This is a genomic window from Flavobacterium sp. HSC-32F16, assembly GCF_024171645.1.
Lineage (GTDB): Bacteria > Bacteroidota > Bacteroidia > Flavobacteriales > Flavobacteriaceae > Flavobacterium.
This window is the reverse complement of record NZ_JALKAC010000011.1, coordinates 103,571-124,057: the sequence shown is the minus strand read 5'-3', so window position 1 is coordinate 124,057 and position 20,487 is coordinate 103,571. Positions and strand designations below refer to the sequence as shown.

Here is a 20,487-nt window from a genome sequence, read left to right as displayed (position 1 = left end):
TTATAAGGAGGATGTGTAGTTTCGCGGCTTGCATCCTTTTTTCTTTTCCTATAGAAAAGTAATCTGTTTTAGATTTTCATTTATTTCAAAATTTAGGTTATACATTTCTGATATTAATTGTACAATTATTTTTAAATCTTCTTTTTTGTTTATTCTAAGGGTAATTTTCTGGTCTTTATAATCCTCAGGAATTACGACTTTATAACCGTAATTTTCTTCAATATAAGTGCTGATAATGCTTAGTTTTTCATTGTCAAAATCTATAAATCGGCTAAATTCAGATACAGAAGCCGTTTGATTTCCATAAGTAAATTTTTGTCCCGGTTTTAAAATCCATTTTTGATCCTGACCTTTTACATTCATCTGAACGCTTCCTTCAAAAAGTTCAACAGTTACTTCTTTTTCTTCAAACTCTTTTACGGTAAAAGAAGTTCCTAATACTGTAGTGGTCGTTTCATTACAAAAAACCTGAAAAGGATGCTGTTTGTCTTTTTTAACCTGAAAATAAGCTTCACCTTCAACCTCGATTTTTCTGTTTAGGGCAAAATTATTTCCATAAGAAATTTTAGAATTTGGACTTAATTCTACTTTTGAATTATCGGGCAATACGACCTGTTTTATTTTTGAAGTCGTATTTTCGATTACATTTTCAGTAATTACAATTGTTTGATTTATAGGTTCTCTGTTGAAATAAATCCCTGTTCCAATAAGAACAAAAAGTAAAACTGAAGCCGCTGCATAATAACGCCAGGGTTTAAATTTCTTTTTCTTTGGAATAAAAGTTTTGGAATGGAATTTTTCCCACGAAGCTTCTTTTATTTCATCTAAATGTGAAGCCGGAGTTTCGTTCCACAAGTTTTCAAACTCTTCATCTAATTTTTCTTTATCCATGACCCTTCGGTGTTAAAGTTTTTTACAATAAAAGCCTTGTTTATTAAAAACACCATAAACCACATCTTTGATTTCTCTATTGGTTTCGATTCTAAGTATTCTTTCGCGATTTTTGAAATCAAAATTTATAATACAGTCAGAAATTACGAACTGTAAAAGAACCACAAGTAAGCTTGCATCCTTTTTTGTTCTAACATTTGTTTTATAAGCCTCAATATGCATTTTTTGTTCTTGTTTTTATATATAACAAACGAGAACAAAAAAGTTCCTAATGGTTTTCGATTTTTTTTCGAATAAATTTACTGGCGAGATAAATATGATTGGCGATAGTCTTTTCAGAAAGATCTGTAATTTCGGCAATCTCCTTATAGCTAAGGTTTTCCAGTTTATGTAAAGTAAATATTTTTTGCTGCTGCTCAGGAAGCTGATTGATAAAATTGTATAATTTTTCTTTTCTATCCTCAAAAACACCCAAATCAGTTTCTTCTTCTATAATATCAGTTTGAAAAGCATCAAGCTGCACTATTTTGTTTTCTCTGTTAACGTGATTAATAATGATGTTCTTGCAGATGGTATACAATTGCTTGTCAAATAAAACCTCTTCGTTAAGAAGTTCTCTTTTATTATACAATCTTAAAAGACTTTCCTGAACAAAGTCTTCGGGTGTAAGTACAGTGAGATTAAATCGCTGGGCAATATTTACCAGTTTATCATAGTAATTGAAATAAACCTCTTTGAAGGCTGCTTCATTCCCTTTTTTTAAACTTAGTATTAACTTTTTATTGTCCATAACGAAAATATCGCGACTAGTTATATCTAGTCAAAACTCAAGGAGTTCAATATTATTGTAATTTAGAAAATGACGAATCTAAAATTGTCATTGTAATAAGTTACAAAGAACCGTAATTTAATTTTAAAGTTTGACGCTCTTCTTTAAAAATGTTACAGTAAAAGTGATGTTTTCTGTTTTGATAATCAGCAAAGTTTTTAAGAAAGATTTTATTTCAGAATTATTTAGGATTTTACGTCCTAAATTCAAAAATCTATTCTACTTTAGAAACCAATTTAAGAAAGTTAAAATAAATGTAAAAATCTTACATTTGCCGACTGAAAATTTAAACTATGGAGAACTCTATTCTTATTGTATTAATTGTTTGTGTTATTGTTTTGTTTAATAATTTTTCCAAATTAAAAAAGGAAAACGAATCTTTAGATTCTCTTTATCAAAAAATAAAAGGAGATTATAATTCTTTAAAAAGAGAAATCGAGGAGATTAAAATGCAAATCACACAATCTAATTATTCTGTTGCAGGATTAATAACTAAAATCGAAGAACCGGAAATAATTCCTGATCCAATAATAGAAGTCTCACCTCCGGTTATTCCTGATCCAATTGCTGTTTTTGATGATGCTCTTCAAAATGAAAAAGAAGTTATTGTTGAAGAATCTGAAGCAGAACCTGTTTTAGAATCTCCTGTAATTCATGTATATGATACAAACAGAATTGTTGAGGTAACTGAAACTCCAGAAGCGGCAGTAAATATAGAATTGCAGCCAATTCCTGAATTTGAAACACAAACAGAACCACAGCATTATGAAGAGGAGATTTATGTAGAAAGTGCTTTTTCAATTTTTATAAAAAAACTAGAACATCAGTTTGCCGAAAATTGGACTGGAATTTTAGGAACGGCCATAATGGTTTTAGGAATAGGCTATTTAAGCATTTATACGGCTTTAAAGGTTTCGCCAATGTTCAGGATTTTAATTCTTTGGCTTTATGCAGGAGTTTTAGTGGGTTCTTATTACTTTTTGAAAACAAAAGAAAAATGGTTTAAAACAGGACTTTGGCTTCGCAGTGCCGGAGCAAGTTTGTTTTTGTTTGGGTGTTTTGGCGCGTCGCAAATTCCCGCGCTAACCTTTATAGAGAATATCCCGCTTGCCTATTCGCTCATTGGAATTGGAATTGGGATCAATTTATATGTAGGATATATTATAAGGCAGCAAACTTTTTTATCGCTCCATGTGATTTTAAGTATTTTGATTTTATGTGTAATTCCTGAAAAGTTCTTAATCACATTTTTGCTGGCCTCATTAACCGCAGCGGCGGGAATTGTTTTATCATATAAAGAAAAATGGGAATATCATTTATTAATTGTTATTTCGGCCTTTATCATATTCGATATTTGGTTTACGCAAGGAACACATAGCTTAAGTCCGTCTCAAAATATTTTTGCCATATTAGGAATTATTTTGGTTTCAGTAAGCTGTATGTATATGCAGTACCGAAGCATTTATACGAATACTCGTTTTGACCGAATTGCTTTTATCACGCATCTTACAAACTGGATTTTATTTGCTTTAGGATTGATTTTGCATTCAACAGGAAGCAAAATCAAAATATTCGTTCTGTTTACAGCAGGGATTCTTTGCCTTTTTGCCGCTCTTTTTGCCAGAAAGAAAAAGATTTTTTGGCTCTATCATTTAGACGGAATGGTTTCGTTTATACTTTTTGCATTGAGTATTATTATGCTTAACGATTGGAAAGTAGGGTTTGATGTTATTGCCTGCGGATTATACTTTTTAGTGATTACTTGTTTATTTATTGTCTATAAAAGCAGGGAAATTTTATTGCATAAAATATTTTTAGGCATTAATCATGTTTTAGGGTTGTTTGTTTTAGGCTTCTTTCTTTTGAATACGAATCCGTCTTTCCAGGAAGTTACTATTACAAATACTTTTGCGACGTTAATTGTTATGACTTTGATAACGCTGATCGTTCCTGTTTTCTGCGCTGTTAAAAAAGAGTTTTTAGAAATTGATTCTTTTATAATTAAGAAAGATTTGAGCTTAAACGGAATTTTCTCAATTCTGTTCTCGATATTCTTTTTTATAAGCTGGTATCATACTATCGAGATTTCGTTTTATTATCCGCTTTTATTTCTGGCTTTAGTATGGTGTTTTTTACGATTCAAATTCAAAACCAATACGTTCGATTTAGGAAGATTCATCTTTTTAAACATATCCATTGTTACCGGATTAATAATGATGCTCACAGAACCAAAATCTAATTTAGATGTTCTTTACGCTTTAGGAATTGTTTCTGTAATAACATCTAACTGGTTTGTAAAAGTATTTTATACGGATGAAAGTATTATTAAAACCATTGGAATCATTGGTGTAAATGCTTTGTTGGTTTCCCTTTTATATAAATATGCAGTCGGTTATAATGTTGTTCACATTTTTGGATGGTTTGGTATTGCTTTACTAAATCACGAATTTCTGTGGGTTCAGTTTAAACGAAAAACTCTTTTTACAGACAACCAAGTGCTGTTGTATCTTTTTTGTCTTGCTTTTTCAATATTCGGAAGCTTTGTGTTTTTATACAATACCCAATTTTTAAATAATACCGAAATTGGATTAATTGCTGTTGGACTTTCTATTATCGAAACCTATATTTTATTTGCTGATAAAATCAGAAACAAATCAAATGAGGTAGTTTCAGTCTGGGCAAATTTTAATACCCTGAATTCTGAATTTATTCTTTTTAATGCACTGGTTTTTGGGTTTTCTTGTATTCAAATAGATTATATTCCGGTGTATTTAGGAAGTTTAGCGTTGATCACTTTTTGGATTTTTCAAAAAGTAGAAAAAATGAAACGCTATAATATTTACTCTTTTGTGCTTTTGATAAGTTCAGTGCTTTTAAGTATTTATTTAGCCGTTTTTGAAACCGATAACGTTAGTAAAAACATACTTTATATTACACAAACAATAAGTGTTTTATTATCTGTAGGTTATAGTTGCCTGCAAATAAAAAGCCCAAAAGAAGAAGGAAAAATGTTTAGTGGCATTTTACCAATTGTTCAAAATTTATGGATAATCATTTTGTTATTTATTCAGGTAGAAATAACTTATTTACCGGTAATATTTATGCTGCTGGCAATCCTTAATTTTGGTTTAGTTTTGTATAAGAAGATAGATTTACCATCAGAATCCGTTTTGGTTATTGGCCTTTTATCTATTCTGACTTCTGTTTTTTACAGTATCAGAGTACTGAATGATTTTACTTTTTTAGACTGGATTTTACAACTTTCCGCTATTGTTTTGCTGATTGGTTTAGTTTTCCTGATTCAGAAAAAAGAGTTTATAAAATCATTGCAGATCGATTATCAAATTGGGATAAACATTTGGCTTTCTATTATTATGTTTTCGCAATTAGAACACAAATGGCTTCCGGTATTTTGGGCTTCAACGGCCATTGTAAATATATTGCTGTATTATAAAAAAATTGGAAACAAAAAAGAAATCAGCATTGTGTATTATCTGCTGGCTAATTTTCATTTGGCATTTGTAAGTTTCAATTATTACCAATCTAAATTTGAATTCGTTTATCTAATCATATTTGCCTTATTGGCATTGTATATTTTTATTATTTACAAATACATCGAAGACTTCAAGTTTAGAAACAGTATTATTATCTATCCGGCCACTTTTAGTATCGGACTGTTTTTATTTCTTTCGTTTGATAAAGGAATTTTAACCTTCTTCTGGATCTTAGAATCATTAGGGTTGTTAATTTTAGGAATTATTCTAAAAGAAAAATACTTTCGTTACGTTTCGCTTTCCTTAGTTGGTGTCTGCGTCATCCGATTAATGTTTTTCGATTTATCAAATGCTGATTTCCTAATTCGTGCATTAGTTTTATTAGGAGTAGGAGTAGTGCTGTTAGTAATGAATACTTTATTTAAAAAATACAAAGATCGATTTGATTAGATATAACTGAAAAACAAAACCCCTTAAACATTTCGTTTAAGGGGTTTTGTTTTTATAAGGAACGGATCTATTTTTCTTGTTCTAAATTGTCAATATCAGAAATTTGATCGAGTATATTGGTTTGGTTAGGCGAAATGTAGTTTTTTACTTCGCCAGTATTTTCTTTCTTAAAAAGAAGATCTAATGCATGATATAGTTTTAATAAAACATCTTTATCTTCTTTTGCAATATCTAAGGCAGTATTAAAATTAAAAACATAATTATTAGAATTACGTACTTCTACTTTTATCGTTTTTGATGTAATTTTAAATTTAACTATATCCATTATTGCTTAAAAATTGCAGTTAGTAAAATGTTGTTTTAAAAGTAGTTATATGAAATTTGAAATGCAAATTTAGTATAATTACAAAGCATTTTAAATAAAAAAACACCACTTTTAGAAAGTGATGTTTTTTTTACCTGGTAGCGAGGACGGGAGTTGAACCCGTGACCTCAGGGTTATGAATCCTGCGCTCTAACCAACTGAGCTACCTCGCCTGGACTGCTATCATGAATTCCTGATTGCGGGTGCAAAGATAGAAATAATATTAAAGCATACAAGTATAAATTGAAGAAAAAAAAATATTTTTAAAAACGTATTGTTTTTGAACATATATTCTTATATTTCGAAAAAATTAAAAGTAGCACATGGATTCAAAAATACGTTACGAAATCGAGTTTCCGATCAATTCTTCGCCGCAATTATTGTATCAATATATATCAACGCCGTCAGGTTTATCAGAATGGTTTGCTGACAATGTTAACTCAAGAGGTGAATTTTTTACTTTCATCTGGAATGATTCGCAGGAAAAAGCACGTCTTGCTTCTAAAAAAACAGGCGAAAAAGTAAAGTTTAAATGGGTTGATGAAAGTAGTAAGGATACTGAATACTTTTTTGAACTGCACATTTTGGTTGACGAATTAACCAAAGATGTGTCTTTAATGGTAGTTGATTTTGCTGAAAAAGAAGAAATTGGAGAAGCTAAACAATTGTGGGAGAATCAAATCTCAGACCTGAAACATCTTATAGGATCTGTTTAGTAAAAGTCTATTTTATGCCTTATATTTGCCCTGAACAAAATTCAGGGTTTTTTTATGATCAATTTTAGCGGAAACATTGTACAGGAAGAAAATTTATTAACTCAAAATCGTGCTTTTTTATATGGAGACGGTGTTTTTGAAACAGTTAAAATAATCAATGATAAAATTTTGTTTCTGGAGGATCATTATTTCAGGCTGATGGCATCTATGCGTGTTGTGAGAATGGAAATTCCAATGGATTTTACAATGGAATATTTTGAAGAACAGATTTTAACTCTTGTACAGCAAAAAGGAATTTCTGTATCGGCAAGAGCCCGAATTACAGTTTTTAGAAATGATGGAGGTTTGTATCTTCCAAAAACAAACGAGATTTCATTTTTAATTCATGCAGCGGCTCTTGAAAGCACCTCATATATCTTAAATACAGCTCAATACGAAGTGGATTTGTATAAAGACTTCTACGTGGCAAAACAACTCTTATCGTCGATTAAAACGACTAATAAGATGATAAATGTTACCGGAAGTATTTTTGCTCACGAAAATGGACTTGCGAATTGTCTTTTAGTAAATGATACAAAAAATGTAATAGAAGGTCTTCAGGGGAATTTGTTTATGGTTACAGGCAAAAAACTAATTACTCCGCCAATCTCAGAAGGATGTTTAAATGGAATTATGCGCAAGCAGATTTTAGCCTTAGCTAAAAAAGTAGAAGGCATAGAAGTAGCAGAAGAAATAATATCGCCGTTTGATCTTCAAAAAGCGGACGAATTATTCTTGACAAATGTAATCATGGGAATACAACCGATAACTAAATATCGAAAAAAAGAGTTTACAACAAATCTGGCTCATTTATTAGTGCAAAAACTAAATGAATCCATCTCTGAAAATTAATTCAGATATGGATTTTCTGGTGCATTTGACCAAATTAGATAGTCTCCGCCAAGCTCAATAATCTGTTCTTTCCAAAAGTGAGTGGTCGATTTACCAATAATTTTATTTTTGTAATTATTATCAGCAATAATCCAGGAGTTGCCTTGCATTTCATTTTCAAGCTGATTTTCATCCCAACCAGTGTAGCCTAAGAAAAAACGAATATTGTTCTTATTGATCGATCCGTCGTTAATTAAGTCTTTGGTTGATTCAAAATCTCCTCCCCAATAAATTCCGTTAGAAATCTCGACACTATTCGGGATTAAATCTGGAATATTATGAATGAAGTACAGATTGTCTTGTTCAACTGGGCCTCCGTTATATATTTTGAAGTTTGCATCAATCTCCGGTATTAAATCATTAATAGTGTATTTTAATGGCTTATTAATGATAAAACCTATTGATCCTTCTTTATTATGGTCTGCTAATAAAATTACCGATCTGTTAAAAGATAAATCTCCAATTATTGAAGGCTCGGCAATAAGCAGGTGTCCTTTTTTTAATTTTTCTGAAATCATACGGCTACAATTTTTATTAAATTTAATCATAAAATTTTTAAAATCACAAAAAAAATCGTTAAACCGCATAAAAAAACCCTCCATAAGGAGGGTTTTAATTATATTATTTAGTTTAGAGAACTTTCTTACTTAGTTCACTGCACCTTCTAATTCAGCTCCAGCTTTGAATTTCACTACATTTTTTGCAGCAATTTTGATGGTTTTTCCTGTTTGAGGATTTCTACCGTCTCTAGCAGCTCTCGCAGATACTGACCAAGATCCGAAACCTACTAATGAAATTCTTCCGCCTTTTTTCAAAGTAGTTCCTACATTTCCTAAAAATGACTCTAAAGCTAATTTTGCCGCAGCTTTTGTAATTCCTGCATCAGCAGCGATAGCATCGATTAATTCTGATTTGTTCATAATAATTAGTTATTAATTGTTGGTTAAAAAAAATTGTTAATACACAAATTTAGTAGGAAATCCGTTGCGTGCAAGTGTTTTCTTTAATTTTAGCAATAATTGTTGATAACTTGCTTTTTTTGTTCATAAAGAAGGTTGTTTGTCGATCAAAAACAGGTACAAACCCCTGTTTTACTGACGTTAATAGACCTTTGCTTCATCAGAAAAAGTTATACCATTTAGCAATTCTGCCACTTGCATTCTCTTCTTTCCTGGTAATTGTAGACTTAATAACTGAATGAAACCATTTTTTATTGCAATCTTGATTTCTTTTTTACTGCTCACTAATTTTCCGGTTTCATACGAATGGGCTTCTTCAATCAGTTTTGCTTCATATATTTTAATGTTTAATTCTTCATTTTTATCCTTTAAAAAACACCATGCTGCAGGATAAGGACTTAAGCCTCGAATTAAATTATTTATTTCATCTCCAGATTTTGTCCAGTCAATTTTGCAATTCTCTTTATTTAGTTTGTATGCCGTTTTGATTTCTTCATTGTCTTCCTGAATAGTCGTGGTAACATTTCCGTTTTCAATAACTTTTAAAGTATTAATTACAGTTGAACTTCCTAAACTCATTAATCGGTCGTGCAATTGTCCGGCATTTTCTGTGGGTTCAATCGCAATTTCCGAATTTAAAATCATTGCTCCGGTATCAATTTTATCATCAATAAAGAATGTAGTAACTCCGGTTTTGGTCTCGCCATTAATAATAGCCCAGTTAATTGGGGCTGCACCGCGATAATTTGGCAACAAAGAAGCATGAAGATTAAAAGTTCCTAAACTTGGCATTTCCCAAACTACTTTTGGAAGCATTCTAAAAGCTACTACAATTTGCAGGTTGGCGTTCAGGGCTTTTAATTCTGACAAAAAACTTTCCTCTTTTAAATTAACTGGCTGCAGTAAAGTAAGATTATTTGCTAAAGCATATTCCTTAACAGCTGAATATTTTATTTTTTGTCCGCGCCCTGCAGGTTTATCCGCTGCTGTTATAACGCCCACAACCTCGTAATTGTTTTTAATGATGGTGTCCAAAATGCCGACAGCAAATTCTGGAGTTCCCATAAAAATAATTCGTAATTTTTCCATTATGATTTTAAAGTGTATTTGTTATTCGCCAATATAACGATGTGATTATTTTCCAGTAATTCCTGCAGCACCAAAAGAACATCTTTTGCATCTAATTTTATCTGATTCTGAATTTCTCGCGAAGTTAATGCAGTTGCTTTTAATAAGTGAAGAATTTTATCAGCAATAGAATCGGCTTCTGTAATTTTTCCTTTTTGAGTAATGCAATACGAACAAACGCCGCAATTTGCTTTTGTTTCTTCACCAAAATAATCTAAAACTAATCTATTCTTGCAGGTTTTGTCTTCCTTTATGTAATAAAGTACAGACGAAAGCTGATCGCGTTTCAATTTGTTTTGTTTTTCCAGATATTTTGAAACCCGGTTTATTGTTAGTTCATCTTCACGAACTTCATTAAATAAAATAGTTGCGTCGTTGTTTTTAGATTTATATTCAATGATATCTTTCTCTTTCAGTTTTTCTAAAAGTGTAGTAATCTGTTCTTCAGTATGATTTGATTTTTTTGCAATCAAGCCGAGATTAATTGGTGTCTTCATTTCATGAACGCCCGGATACGTTCTTAAAATTGCCAAGATAATTTCTTCGTCATTCGGATTCAGACTCATGTACCGAATGGTTTCTTTTGACTCAATTAAAAACTGCATCGTAACTTTTTCAGAAAATTCCTGAGACATCGTTATAATTCCCTGCTGATTTAAAAACTGCAAAGCATTATAGGTTTTCAAAGTAGGGAAGTCATATTTATTGCAAAAATGATTCATTTTAAAAGAATACGAATCGTCTAAACCTTCGCCATAAGCAATTTGGAAATAATTGCAAAGCTTAATGAACATCGTTTTTAAAAACTTCTTATCTGGCAGAACATTTATAAACTGTTGCTCTGTTTGAGTTGCATCAGAGTTATTGAATAGTAAAACCGAAAAAGCTTTCTCGCCATTTCGGCCCGCTCTTCCTGATTCCTGATAATAATTTTCTAAATTTTCAGGCAGTTGAGTATGAATAACCGTTTTGACATTATCCTTGTCGATTCCCATTCCAAATGCATTTGTGGCTACAATAACCTGCGCTTGCTCTGACATCCATAATTGCATGTTTTTGTCTTTTTCCTGAGTCGAAAGTCCACCGTGATAATACGTTGCTCTAAATCCTAACGATTGCAATTGAGTTGACATATTGAGGCACGATTTCCTATTTCGTACATATATAATGGATGGCTGCGGATTTTTCTTCAAAACCTGTTCAACGCGATACAATTTATCTTCAACTTCAAAAACCATGTATGCAATGTTTTTTCTTTCGAAAGACTGCTGAAAAAGTTTAGTGTCTTTTAGTCCCAATTCGGTTTTAATATCTTCAACAACTCTTGGCGTAGCAGTTGCAGTTAAAGCTAAAAAAGGAATTTTAGGAAAGTATTTTTTAAGTTCTGAGATTTTTAAATAAGCAGGTCTAAAATCATGACCCCATTGCGAAACACAGTGCGCTTCATCAATAGCAATTAAACTTATAGGAAGATTTTTGATTCGTTCCAAAATCCAATCCGATTGTAAACGTTCCGGGGAAAGATAAAGAAATTTGTAGTTTCCGAATTGACAGTTGTCCAGGAGATCAATAATTTCTTCGGTATGAATTCCGCCTGTAAGGGCGATTGCTTTAATTTCTCTTTTTTGCAAATTCGCTACCTGGTCTTTCATCAGGGCAATCAATGGCGAAATAACCAGGCAAATTCCCTCTTGCATCATGGCCGGAACCTGAAAGCAAATCGATTTTCCGCCACCGGTTGGCAGCAGTGCAAAAGTATCTTGCCCTTCTAAAACCGAATCAATAATTTCTTTTTGCAACGGTCGGAAACTTTCATGTTTCCAGTATTTTAAAAGAATTTCCTGTGCGTTTTGCATGGCCTGTGTTTTAAAGTTAAAAATGTAGAAATCAGTTTCTAGTTTGTAACTTTAAAACCGGCTGCTAAATTTTGTCTAAGATATAAAGAATTCTGTTTTCAACCGTATCTTTCGGAACCTCAATTAAATCGTAACCGTATTTTTTATACGTTTCAATTAAGTGCTTCTGAATCGTTAATGCTTGTTCGAAATTTTCATAACGTTCCGTATCGCTCTGATAAATCTCTTCCCAAGGTGGTAAAATAAAAGTTTTAGAATATTTGTAATCCTCACACGCTTTTACAAAAGATTCTGGATACTCATCGCCAATATAATCCATATAAGCTACAACGTCAGGAATCCCGCGATCTATAAAAACGATCTCATCAGGCTCATTTTTGGCACTTTCAAATTGCTGAATGCGTCCTTCCAAAAGCATTTCGCTAAACAATAAAGGCTGTTCCAGAAACAATTGCTCGATGCCTCTTTTTTGAGCTTCGAGTGTAACTTCTCTGGAAATTTCGGGGTAACAACAATAGCCACGAGCGACTAATTCGTTTATAAGCGTAGATTTTCCTGTACCAGGACCGCCAATGAGAACTATGATTTGTTTTTGCACTATTCTAAAAATAAAGCGCAAATTTACCTAAACTTATTTATAATTAAAAAGAATATTTATCAGAAGCGAAAAATTTGGCATTTTTTGCTGTAAATTGGACTGAAGTCCAGCTCTAGAATATGAATTGTTTCTTTGGAACTAAACTGTGAAAAGAGTCTTGGGCTCTTTAAATATTTTGGTAACTGGATTGAAGTCCAGCTCAACAATATAGAATTGTTCCTCAGGAACTAAATTGAAAGAGAGCCATAGGCTCGCCAAATATTGCAGGGCTGGACTTCAGTCCAGTTTGAGAATGTTTGTTTGAAGTTACACAAGGTTTTACAAAAGCTTGGAGGGAACCAAATCATAATTTTTAATCCCCGTTGGTTTTAACCAACGGAATTTGATGATGTAATTCTTTTGGCTTTAGCTAAATATTTGCCACCACCTTTTTTTAATTTCTGTTGGTACTGTTCTTGGATTATCTTCTATTACATTTCCATAAAAATCAAGAACATATTCATTAGATTCAAAATCAAATAATCGTATTGTATTGTTTTCTATAACGAATTCATTTTTACCTTGAGCATTTATCCAAATATCTCTGCCTCCAAAACTCCAAATTACGTCTCCTTCTTTTGTAATTCTAAATATTTCTAATTCTCCATGAATTATAAAATCGTTTTCAAGTTTATACATTCGGAAATTTGTAAAAGAATCTAATTCTTTCTGCCAAATTAAATTGAGTGAAGGTATTTCTAAACAATAAATTTTATTGCAGACAAGGATCCATATTTTATAGTCTTCAATAAAAAAAGAATTATCAGATATTCCTGTTGCGCCGCCAAATTCACATATTAGAGCACTTGAGATTTCGGTTTCATTTTCTTTAATGATAATAGCATGTTTGATGGTAAAATCAAATCGGTCCTCTGAATGTTTTTCATCATAAAAAACTTTTTGATATTTGCGTAAATTATCTGTTGAAGCCAAAGTATAATTTGGATCATCAAGAACTTCAACTTCGAAATTTTTATAATCTACTTTCATATTCTTACATCACTCACAAAACAAATATTTCCCAGAACTTCCACCTTTCTTAGAAGGCACAATCAAATGTGATTGGAATTTCTTTCCTTTCAAAACATCATTTACAAAATTGAGAACATATTGTTGTCCTTCATGAAAAAGATAACCGGAAAATTCATGTCCGCCTCCGCAGAAAGTAATGAGTTCAATGTCTTTATGTAAATCCTGCATGTGATTGTAAACGGCGTAAGACCCAAACAAAATCAGCCAGCCCGAAGCATTTGTCGGACAGGAGCGATGCGAACCTGCTGCGTACGGAACCGTATCGTCATTGCTTCCATGTGCTAATAACATCGGAACTGCTTTTTCTTTGGTAATCAAATTAATATCCTGAATTGCTCCCGAACCTCCAATGAAGCCAGTATATTTAAAGTTTTCAGGCAGATTGCTTTTATACATATTCATGAGTTTATAATCCCAAAATGAGGCATGAAAACCAATTTCGGCACCCGCGCTAATTCCGGAAATAAAGATTTTTGAAGTATCTAAATTATATTTAGCAGCGTTTTCTATTAAATATCCAGTTGCCTGCCACATATCGCTCACGCCAATTTGAATGGCCTTTATTTTTTCGGTTAAAGTACCTTTACAGCCAAAATCTTTTCCTTTCATATATAAACTGTACGAAATACTGGCAATCGCATAGCCGTTTTCGGCCATAAATTTTCCAAACTCTTTTTCGCTTGTACGCTCTCCGCCGGAAAATCCGCCTCCAAAAGCAAACATAATAACGGGGATTTTTTCGTTAGATTTTTTCTTTGGCAGATATAAATCTAAATCCAATTTTAAAGTGTCGTTTTGGAAATAAGTTAAGGTTTTGACTTCTTGTGCCTGAATGTTGTTTAATGTAAGTGCTATAAAAAGTAAAAGGATTTTTTTCATTATAATGTGATTTAGTCTCGAAAAGTCGGGATCCCAAGGCTTTGGGAGCAAAGTGTTTCAAATATAAAGGTTTGCAGCGAATTTCACGAATTTCGACAAATTTTAATTTAAAAATGAATCAAAAGTTAGTGAAATTTAATGAAGAGCTTTACAGTAAAATAATTAGTGAAAATTCGTAAAATTCGTGGTAAAAAATCTACTGTTTCTCCAATGAAAAAAATCTAAAATCTAAAATCTAAAATCTGAAATCAAAAGCGTATATTTGCGTTTATTTTTAATTACGAATGGAGAACGATAAAGAAAAAAATACAGCCGAATTTTACGAAAGATTAAAAGTGGAGCTTGATAACGCAAATACTTGGCCAGCAGAATACTTGTACAAATTCATTGTGCCATCTGTATCCGATAATGTTGAGCGTGTTGAAAAAGCTTTTGACAGTATGGGGGCAGTTATTAAAACAACAAAATCTAAAACGGGTAAATTTACCAGTGTTTCTGTAGATGTTACCATGCACAGCTCAGACGAGGTGATTGCTAAATATAAAGAAGTATCTACAATTGAAGGTATAGTTTCATTATAACTTATGATCGAAAAATATAAAAAAGAAGTCGCAAACGATGTTGTTTTTAACTTAGAATACAATTCTGAAAGACAACGTTTGATTATTCCGGAATACGGTCGTCATTTACAAAAACTGATTGACCAGGCTACTGCAATCGAAGATGATGAAACACGCAACAAAGCTGCGAAATATATCATTCAGGTTATGGGAAGTTTGAATCCGCATTTGCGAGATGTACCGGATTTTCAGCATAAATTATGGGATCAGCTTTTTATAATGTCTGATTTTAAATTAAACGTTGAGTCTCCTTACCCAATTCCATCAAGAGAGGTTTTAGAATTAAAACCAGATGTTTTACAGTATCCACAGAACTTTCCAAAATACAGGTTTTATGGAAACAACATCAAATATATGATTGATGTGGCTAACAAATGGGAAGATGGCGAAATGAAAAATGCATTGGTAATGGTTATTGCCAACCACATGAAAAAATCATTTTTGAGCTGGAACAAAGACACTGTAAAAGATGATGTGATTTTTGAACATTTATTTGAATTGTCCGGAGGAAAAATAAATTTACTGCATAGTACAGAAGAACTGTTGAATACAACAGATTTGATGCGTACTAATAAACGTATGTCAAACAAAACAACTCCTGTTGGACAAGCCAAGATTCAAAATAACAAAAACAATAAAGGCATTAAGCCAAAAAACTTTCAAAAAAACAATAATCAGAAATAAAAAAGGGACCAAGATGCTAAGTTACTAAGATGCTAAGATTTTAGCTCAAAACCTTAGGATCTCAGAACCTTAGAACCTAAAAAAGATCTATGGGAATTTTTAAAATCGAAGGAGGAACTCCTTTAAAGGGTGAAATCACTCCGCAAGGAGCAAAAAACGAGGCATTACAAATTTTATGTGCCGTGCTTCTAACGGGGGATAAAGTAAAAATTAATAATATTCCCGATATTATTGACATCAATAAATTAATCACTTTACTGGGTAATTTAGGTGTTAAAATTCAACGTAACGAACCAGGTTCTATTACCTTCCAATCCGATGAGGTTAATGTGGGGTATTTAGAAACAGAAGCTTTCAAAAAAGAAGGCGGGGCACTTCGTGGTTCTATTATGATTGTTGGACCTCTTTTAGCTCGTTTTGGAAAAGGATATATTCCAAAACCGGGTGGAGACAAAATTGGCCGTCGTAGATTAGATACTCACTTTGAAGGTTTTATTAACCTTGGAGCAAAATTCAGATACAACAGAGAAGATCATTTTTACGGAGTGGAATCTCCAAAAGAAGGTCTTAAAGGAACAGATATGCTTCTTGACGAAGCTTCTGTAACCGGAACTGCAAATATTGTAATGGCTGCGGTTTTAGCAAAAGGAACAACTACAGTTTATAATGCTGCCTGTGAGCCTTACTTACAGCAATTATGCAAGATGCTGAACTCTATGGGAGCAAAAATCACTGGAGTTGGATCTAACTTATTGACTATTGAAGGTGTTGAAAGCCTTGGCGGATGCGAGCACACAATCCTTCCTGATATGATCGAAATTGGTTCTTGGATTGGTCTTGCGGCTATGACAAAAAGCGAAATCACGATCAAAAATGTAAGCTGGGAGAATTTAGGTTTGATTCCGAATACTTTCAGAAAATTAGGAATTACAATCGAAAAACGTAACGATGATATTTATATTCCGGCTCACAAAGACGGATATGAAGTAAAAACAGATATTGACGGATCTATCTTAACAATTGCCGATGCACCTTGGCCAGGATTTACACCTGACTTATTAAGTATCGTTTTGGTTGTGGCAACGCAGGCAAAAGGAGATGTTTTAATTCATCAAAAAATGTTCGAAAGCCGTTTGTTCTTCGTAGACAAATTAATCGATATGGGAGCAAAAATCATGTTATGTGACCCGCACAGAGCTGTGGTTATGGGACATAATTTTGAATCTCAATTAAAAGCAACTACAATGTCTTCTCCTGATATTCGTGCTGGGATTTCATTATTAATTGCTGCACTTTCTGCAAAAGGAACAAGTACAATTCAAAATATCGAACAAATTGACCGTGGATATGAGCGTATCGACGAGCGTTTAAGAGCAATTGGCGCAAAAATCGTGAGAGCGTAATAAAAAGTTAGACGCGAATTCACGAATGAATTTGATAATTTTTGGAAGATTTAAATTCGTTAATTCACGGCGAAAAAATAGTCTAAATGACAAACGAACAAAAAGCTGTAAAAGCTACTATCTTTAGTATAGTTGGAAATACCTGCCTGGCCCTTGTAAAAGGTCTCGCAGGTTTTTTTGGCAATTCATATGCCTTGATTGCCGATGCGATCGAATCGACTACGGATATATTTTCGTCCTGTCTGGTTTTATTCGGAATTAAATATTCTAATAAACCTGCCGATGAAAACCATCCTTATGGTCACGGTCGTGCAGAACCTTTAATAACCTTTTTGGTTGTTGGTTTTTTAATTACTTCGGCAACTATTATTGGTTACGAAAGTATTGCCAATATTAATACTTCGCACGATTTACCAAAATCATGGACCTTATATGTTTTAGGTGCGATTATTATCTGGAAAGAATATTCGTTTCGTTTGGTTATGAAACGAAGCAAACAAACAAACAGTTCCTCGTTGGCAGCCGACGCGTGGCACCATCGAAGTGACGCCATAACTTCTGTTGCAGCATTTATTGGAATTTCGATTGCCTTGATTATGGGAAAAGGCTACGAATCGGCAGATGATTGGGCAGCGCTTTTTGCAGCGTTTTTTATTTTATACAACAGTTATAAAATCTTTAGGCCTGCACTTGGAGAAATCATGGACGAAAACCTAAACGATGATTTAGTAGAAGAAATTCGTGTAAAAGCTTTGACAGTGCCGGGAATTCTTGGCACAGAAAAATGTTTTATAAGAAAAGCCGGGATGCGCTATCACGTAGATCTTCATGCGATTGTTTCGGCTAAAATTTCGGTAAAAGAGGGACATGATTTATCACATAAACTGCAAGATACTTTAAAAGAGAAAATTCCGCAGTTAGGAAATGTTTTGATTCATATTGAACCAGATGATTATCATTGTTAAAGATTCTAAGGTTCTGAGATACTAAGATTCTAAGTTTTTTTCTTTGTCAAAGTTTAAAACTTTGACAAAGATTAGTTAGTTAAAGAAAAATTTAAATTTATTTAATTCTGCGTGAAAAAAACTTAGAATCTTACCGTCTTAGCAACTTAGCGCCTTAATTAAGAACATTCAAAATCTTCAATCCAAACACAACACCATTCTGCTGAATTCCGCCTTGATAAGAATGAACATAATCTACACGGAATATTTTAAATTTTCCGAAACCTAAATTATCTAAGCCAGCCGTAAATTCAGTGTAAGGTTTACGATCCGGAATTGCCAGTGAATGAAAGCCAAGATTCATCGTAGATTTTAAAAGATTTAGAAGCGGAATTTTATTCATTAAAAATCCCATGTCATTGTGTTCTAAATGCATTTCAAAATAACTGTCATTTGTGCTGTTTGTGTAATATGGCATTAAATTAAAAACATTCAAATAACGATCGCTTGTACCAATGTGAGTCTGGTTTCCGTTAAAATGTCTGTAATCTATAAAAGAAATATTTTCGGCATTAAAGAATTTACCTGCTTTGAAATTCATTCCCAAAACACCTTTATTGTTTAGTTTTAAATCATATTGAACAGCGGTTCCAATACGTTCAAACTCATAATTTTTTTCGCTTGCTGCAAAAGCTTTTTCAAAGGCAAGATAAAGAGTGGGATATTTCTCATCTTTAAAATTATATCTTCCGTCAGGTCTTGAAATATATTTGTTCCCAAAATTAAATCGGAAATTCAAATTTGCTTTCATTAAATGATGCTGACTAAAAGCCGGCGTGCTAAAATCATCTGGTGCCAGCGGATTGTTTGATGAATAAATATCATCTCTTTTAAAGAAAGAATAATCAGTAGTATTGAAAAGCGGTTTTCGCTGTTCGTACGCTGCTCTTGCACTTAAATTAACTCCATTTGCAATATCCTGAGCATAATTCACCTGAACAAATTCAAGATTATATAATTTCATATAGTTATCCTTAAAAAATAAAGAACTTACAGAATTGACTAATTTACTGATAGGTTCGGCATTATTAAACTGAGCCGTTTTTGTTCCTCCAGAAGCCGAAATTACAGCGTAATTGATGTTGTTAAATCGGTGGCTGAATTCTCCTGTAACACGCAAACGTTCATCTGAAAAACCATAATTGAAATCAGTTCCTATAGAAGTGCTTTTTCCATTTTCTTCGTTCCATTTTTTAAATGAAAAACCTGTTCCAAGATTAAATCCCTGAACTGTATTAAAGCTTAAAGAAGCAGGACTTAATAAACCGTCAAATGCAAATGAGTATTTTTTAAAAGTGTTTTTATAATCATAACCTCCAAAGATGTCCAGGACTTTGAATTTATTATTTTTTGCATCAATAGAATCGGTATATTTTTTAGATTTTCTAATCGTCTGCAGGCTGTCTTTTTTTGTGTAATCTGTGCTTTCTTCCATAGTCAATGGAATTGGGCGGATTTCATTCCAGTAAGAATCATCTTTTTTATTGGCATTCAAATCAAAAACAACAATTTCGTTTCCAAAAGTTTTCTTGGCAAACGAATCAAGAAATTCATAATTGGAATAAACGTAATTAAACTGTCCTGAAAATTTTACACCAAAACCACCCGCAGTAAAAGAAAGTGTCTGTGCATTTTTTGACCAGATTTTATTTTTTGAATTATAGCTAAAGCTTTGTTTTAAAGTCATGCTTTCGGTAAATTCATTTTTTACTCTATACCCTTTAATGTCTAAATCAACGGCATAAATAGCAAAGCTGTCATCTACTATATATAGGTATCCTTCAAAAACAGGTTCTTTATCGCGTTTTGGGATTACTTTAATTTTATAAATCTGATTCTTATTATCATCGTAAAAACTGCCTTCCAATTTATACTTGTAATAACTGAAAGCATTGTTAGCAATAGGAGAGATGAGGTTGATGTCAAACTCTAATGTATTATCGTAGAAATCATAAGTCGATAATGCAGCAGTATTATAACTAAAACCTTTATTGTTTCCGGAGATTTTGGATGCGATTATCGTTTCTTTTAATTTATCTGGTTTTTGATAGGAAATTTTCGAAATGGTTTCAGATAAATATAAAATTCCTGTTCCGGTTGAATCTAAATTAGATGATAAATCCAGGCCAAGATCAACTTTTTGTCCCAATATTTTTTTAGGCAGATCTTTAACCTTTAAAATTCCTTTTGAATAAAAATCAGCCGTAAATCGGGCTGTTTTTTCAGAATTTTCCTTTCTGTTTGAAATGGCATTTTTGATAATCGCATTTGCGGGATTATTTTTGGGATCTATAACTACTTCGTTTAATGCAAAACTTTCTTCCTGCATTTTTACATCCAAAGTGAGAGTTTTCGAGTCAGAAGAAACCGTTAGTTTTTGGGTTTTAAATCCAAGATATTGAAAAACGATTTTGTTCTTTCCAATTTCTTTTACCTGCAGTTGATATTGTCCTTGTTCGTTTGAAGTAGTTCCTCTATAAGTTCCTTCTTCAAAAATAGAAACAAACGGAAGAGGATTTCCCTTTTCATCGGTAATAGTTCCTTTGATTTGGGCAAAATTGGAAATTGAAAAAATTAAAAAGGCGAGTATAGTAAAGTTTTTCATGAAAGT

Annotated in this window: 18 protein-coding genes and 1 tRNA gene; 7 read left to right on the top strand and 12 right to left on the bottom strand. The window is 32.5% G+C overall.

What is annotated here, in order from left to right:
• Positions 1–48: 48 nt before the first annotated feature.
• Together L1276_RS22990 and L1276_RS22985 are read right to left on the bottom strand one after the other, a co-directional pair.
• Complete coding sequence (locus tag L1276_RS22990) at positions 49–891, bottom strand: FecR family protein (RefSeq protein ID WP_253791918.1); 843 nt, start codon at positions 889–891, stop codon at positions 49–51.
• A 268-nt stretch (positions 892–1,159) separates the two neighbouring features.
• Positions 1,160–1,681: an RNA polymerase sigma factor gene (locus tag L1276_RS22985; protein ID WP_253791916.1), complete on the bottom strand. Its 522-nt coding sequence runs from the start codon at positions 1,679–1,681 to the stop codon at positions 1,160–1,162.
• A 332-nt stretch (positions 1,682–2,013) separates the two neighbouring features.
• Here L1276_RS22985 and L1276_RS22980 point away from each other — a divergent pair, with 332 nt between their 5' ends.
• Positions 2,014–5,664: a DUF2339 domain-containing protein gene (locus L1276_RS22980; RefSeq protein ID WP_253791914.1), complete on the top strand. Its 3,651-nt coding sequence runs from the start codon at positions 2,014–2,016 to the stop codon at positions 5,662–5,664.
• A 67-nt stretch (positions 5,665–5,731) separates the two neighbouring features.
• Here the strand turns inward: L1276_RS22980 and L1276_RS22975 are convergent, their stop codons facing one another.
• Complete coding sequence (locus tag L1276_RS22975; protein WP_253791912.1) at positions 5,732–5,989, bottom strand: hypothetical protein; 258 nt, start codon at positions 5,987–5,989, stop codon at positions 5,732–5,734.
• A 135-nt stretch (positions 5,990–6,124) separates the two neighbouring features.
• Positions 6,125–6,201, bottom strand: a tRNA-Met gene (locus L1276_RS22970).
• Between the two features lie 150 nt (positions 6,202–6,351).
• Here L1276_RS22970 and L1276_RS22965 point away from each other — a divergent pair.
• Together L1276_RS22965 and L1276_RS22960 are read left to right on the top strand one after the other, a co-directional pair.
• Positions 6,352–6,744 carry an START-like domain-containing protein gene (locus L1276_RS22965; RefSeq protein ID WP_134142468.1) on the top strand — a complete coding sequence of 131 codons (393 nt, stop codon included), beginning with the start codon at positions 6,352–6,354 and terminating at the stop codon, positions 6,742–6,744.
• Positions 6,745–6,798: 54 nt separating this feature from the next.
• A complete protein-coding gene (locus L1276_RS22960) occupies positions 6,799–7,635 on the top strand; it encodes an aminotransferase class IV (protein ID WP_253791910.1) in 837 nt (278 codons plus the stop codon).
• Here the strand turns inward: L1276_RS22960 and L1276_RS22955 are convergent.
• The 7 genes from L1276_RS22955 to L1276_RS22925 all read right to left on the bottom strand — a co-directional run bounded on the left by L1276_RS22955 (position 7,632) and on the right by L1276_RS22925 (position 14,165).
• Positions 7,632–8,192, bottom strand: coding sequence for a YqgE/AlgH family protein (locus L1276_RS22955; RefSeq protein WP_044047376.1), 561 nt, complete (start codon positions 8,190–8,192; stop codon positions 7,632–7,634). The genes L1276_RS22960 and L1276_RS22955 overlap by 4 nt on opposite strands.
• A gap of 129 nt (positions 8,193–8,321) precedes the next feature.
• Positions 8,322–8,594: an HU family DNA-binding protein gene (locus L1276_RS22950; RefSeq protein ID WP_012022249.1), complete on the bottom strand. Its 273-nt coding sequence runs from the start codon at positions 8,592–8,594 to the stop codon at positions 8,322–8,324.
• A gap of 180 nt (positions 8,595–8,774) precedes the next feature.
• Positions 8,775–9,722 (bottom strand): methionyl-tRNA formyltransferase, encoded by a 948-nt coding sequence (fmt, locus tag L1276_RS22945; protein WP_253791908.1) that lies wholly within the window; start codon positions 9,720–9,722, stop codon positions 8,775–8,777.
• Positions 9,722–11,617, bottom strand: a complete 1,896-nt coding sequence (locus L1276_RS22940) for an ATP-dependent DNA helicase RecQ (protein WP_253791906.1) — start codon at positions 11,615–11,617, stop codon at positions 9,722–9,724. The genes fmt and L1276_RS22940 overlap by 1 nt, the downstream gene beginning before the upstream one ends.
• A gap of 64 nt (positions 11,618–11,681) precedes the next feature.
• Positions 11,682–12,215 carry an AAA family ATPase gene (locus tag L1276_RS22935; protein ID WP_253791904.1) on the bottom strand — a complete coding sequence of 178 codons (534 nt, stop codon included), beginning with the start codon at positions 12,213–12,215 and terminating at the stop codon, positions 11,682–11,684.
• A 405-nt stretch (positions 12,216–12,620) separates the two neighbouring features.
• Positions 12,621–13,244 carry a hypothetical protein gene (locus L1276_RS22930; RefSeq protein ID WP_253791902.1) on the bottom strand — a complete coding sequence of 208 codons (624 nt, stop codon included), beginning with the start codon at positions 13,242–13,244 and terminating at the stop codon, positions 12,621–12,623.
• A 9-nt stretch (positions 13,245–13,253) separates the two neighbouring features.
• Complete coding sequence (locus tag L1276_RS22925; RefSeq protein ID WP_253791901.1) at positions 13,254–14,165, bottom strand: S9 family peptidase; 912 nt, start codon at positions 14,163–14,165, stop codon at positions 13,254–13,256.
• Positions 14,166–14,449: 284 nt separating this feature from the next.
• Here L1276_RS22925 and L1276_RS22920 point away from each other — a divergent pair, with 284 nt between their 5' ends.
• The 4 genes from L1276_RS22920 to L1276_RS22905 all read left to right on the top strand — a co-directional run bounded on the left by L1276_RS22920 (position 14,450) and on the right by L1276_RS22905 (position 17,837).
• On the top strand, positions 14,450–14,746 hold the full coding sequence (locus tag L1276_RS22920) for a DUF493 family protein (protein ID WP_253791899.1): 297 nt from the start codon (positions 14,450–14,452) through the stop codon (positions 14,744–14,746).
• 3 nt (positions 14,747–14,749) lie between these two features.
• Positions 14,750–15,469, top strand: a complete 720-nt coding sequence (locus L1276_RS22915; protein WP_253791897.1) for a DUF4290 domain-containing protein — start codon at positions 14,750–14,752, stop codon at positions 15,467–15,469.
• Positions 15,470–15,558: 89 nt separating this feature from the next.
• Entirely contained in the window at positions 15,559–16,872 is a 1,314-nt protein-coding gene (gene murA, locus L1276_RS22910) for a UDP-N-acetylglucosamine 1-carboxyvinyltransferase (protein ID WP_253791895.1), read from the top strand.
• Between the two features lie 86 nt (positions 16,873–16,958).
• Positions 16,959–17,837 carry a cation diffusion facilitator family transporter gene (locus L1276_RS22905; protein ID WP_253791893.1) on the top strand — a complete coding sequence of 293 codons (879 nt, stop codon included), beginning with the start codon at positions 16,959–16,961 and terminating at the stop codon, positions 17,835–17,837.
• 154 nt (positions 17,838–17,991) lie between these two features.
• Here the strand turns inward: L1276_RS22905 and L1276_RS22900 are convergent, their stop codons facing one another.
• Positions 17,992–20,481 carry a DUF5686 and carboxypeptidase regulatory-like domain-containing protein gene (locus L1276_RS22900; RefSeq protein ID WP_253791891.1) on the bottom strand — a complete coding sequence of 830 codons (2,490 nt, stop codon included), beginning with the start codon at positions 20,479–20,481 and terminating at the stop codon, positions 17,992–17,994.
• Between the last annotated feature and the right edge of the window lie 6 nt (positions 20,482–20,487).

Bases quoted from the DNA above. Each gene is read 5' to 3' on its own strand.
- L1276_RS22990 (WP_253791918.1), bottom strand. From the start codon at position 891: ATGGATAAAGAAAAATTAGATGAAGAGTTTGAAAACTTGTGGAACGAA.
- L1276_RS22985 (WP_253791916.1), bottom strand. From the start codon at position 1,681: ATGGACAATAAAAAGTTAATACTAAGTTTAAAAAAAGGGAATGAAGCA.
- L1276_RS22980 (WP_253791914.1), top strand. From the start codon at position 2,014: ATGGAGAACTCTATTCTTATTGTATTAATTGTTTGTGTTATTGTTTTG.
- L1276_RS22975 (WP_253791912.1), bottom strand. From the start codon at position 5,989: ATGGATATAGTTAAATTTAAAATTACATCAAAAACGATAAAAGTAGAA.
- L1276_RS22965 (WP_134142468.1), top strand. From the start codon at position 6,352: ATGGATTCAAAAATACGTTACGAAATCGAGTTTCCGATCAATTCTTCG.
- L1276_RS22960 (WP_253791910.1), top strand. From the start codon at position 6,799: ATGATCAATTTTAGCGGAAACATTGTACAGGAAGAAAATTTATTAACT.
- L1276_RS22955 (WP_044047376.1), bottom strand. From the start codon at position 8,192: ATGATTTCAGAAAAATTAAAAAAAGGACACCTGCTTATTGCCGAGCCT.
- L1276_RS22950 (WP_012022249.1), bottom strand. From the start codon at position 8,594: ATGAACAAATCAGAATTAATCGATGCTATCGCTGCTGATGCAGGAATT.
- fmt (WP_253791908.1), bottom strand. From the start codon at position 9,722: ATGGAAAAATTACGAATTATTTTTATGGGAACTCCAGAATTTGCTGTC.
- L1276_RS22940 (WP_253791906.1), bottom strand. From the start codon at position 11,617: ATGCAAAACGCACAGGAAATTCTTTTAAAATACTGGAAACATGAAAGT.
- L1276_RS22930 (WP_253791902.1), bottom strand. From the start codon at position 13,244: ATGAAAGTAGATTATAAAAATTTCGAAGTTGAAGTTCTTGATGATCCA.
- L1276_RS22925 (WP_253791901.1), bottom strand. From the start codon at position 14,165: ATGAAAAAAATCCTTTTACTTTTTATAGCACTTACATTAAACAACATT.
- L1276_RS22920 (WP_253791899.1), top strand. From the start codon at position 14,450: ATGGAGAACGATAAAGAAAAAAATACAGCCGAATTTTACGAAAGATTA.
- L1276_RS22915 (WP_253791897.1), top strand. From the start codon at position 14,750: ATGATCGAAAAATATAAAAAAGAAGTCGCAAACGATGTTGTTTTTAAC.
- murA (WP_253791895.1), top strand. From the start codon at position 15,559: ATGGGAATTTTTAAAATCGAAGGAGGAACTCCTTTAAAGGGTGAAATC.
- L1276_RS22905 (WP_253791893.1), top strand. From the start codon at position 16,959: ATGACAAACGAACAAAAAGCTGTAAAAGCTACTATCTTTAGTATAGTT.
- L1276_RS22900 (WP_253791891.1), bottom strand. From the start codon at position 20,481: ATGAAAAACTTTACTATACTCGCCTTTTTAATTTTTTCAATTTCCAAT.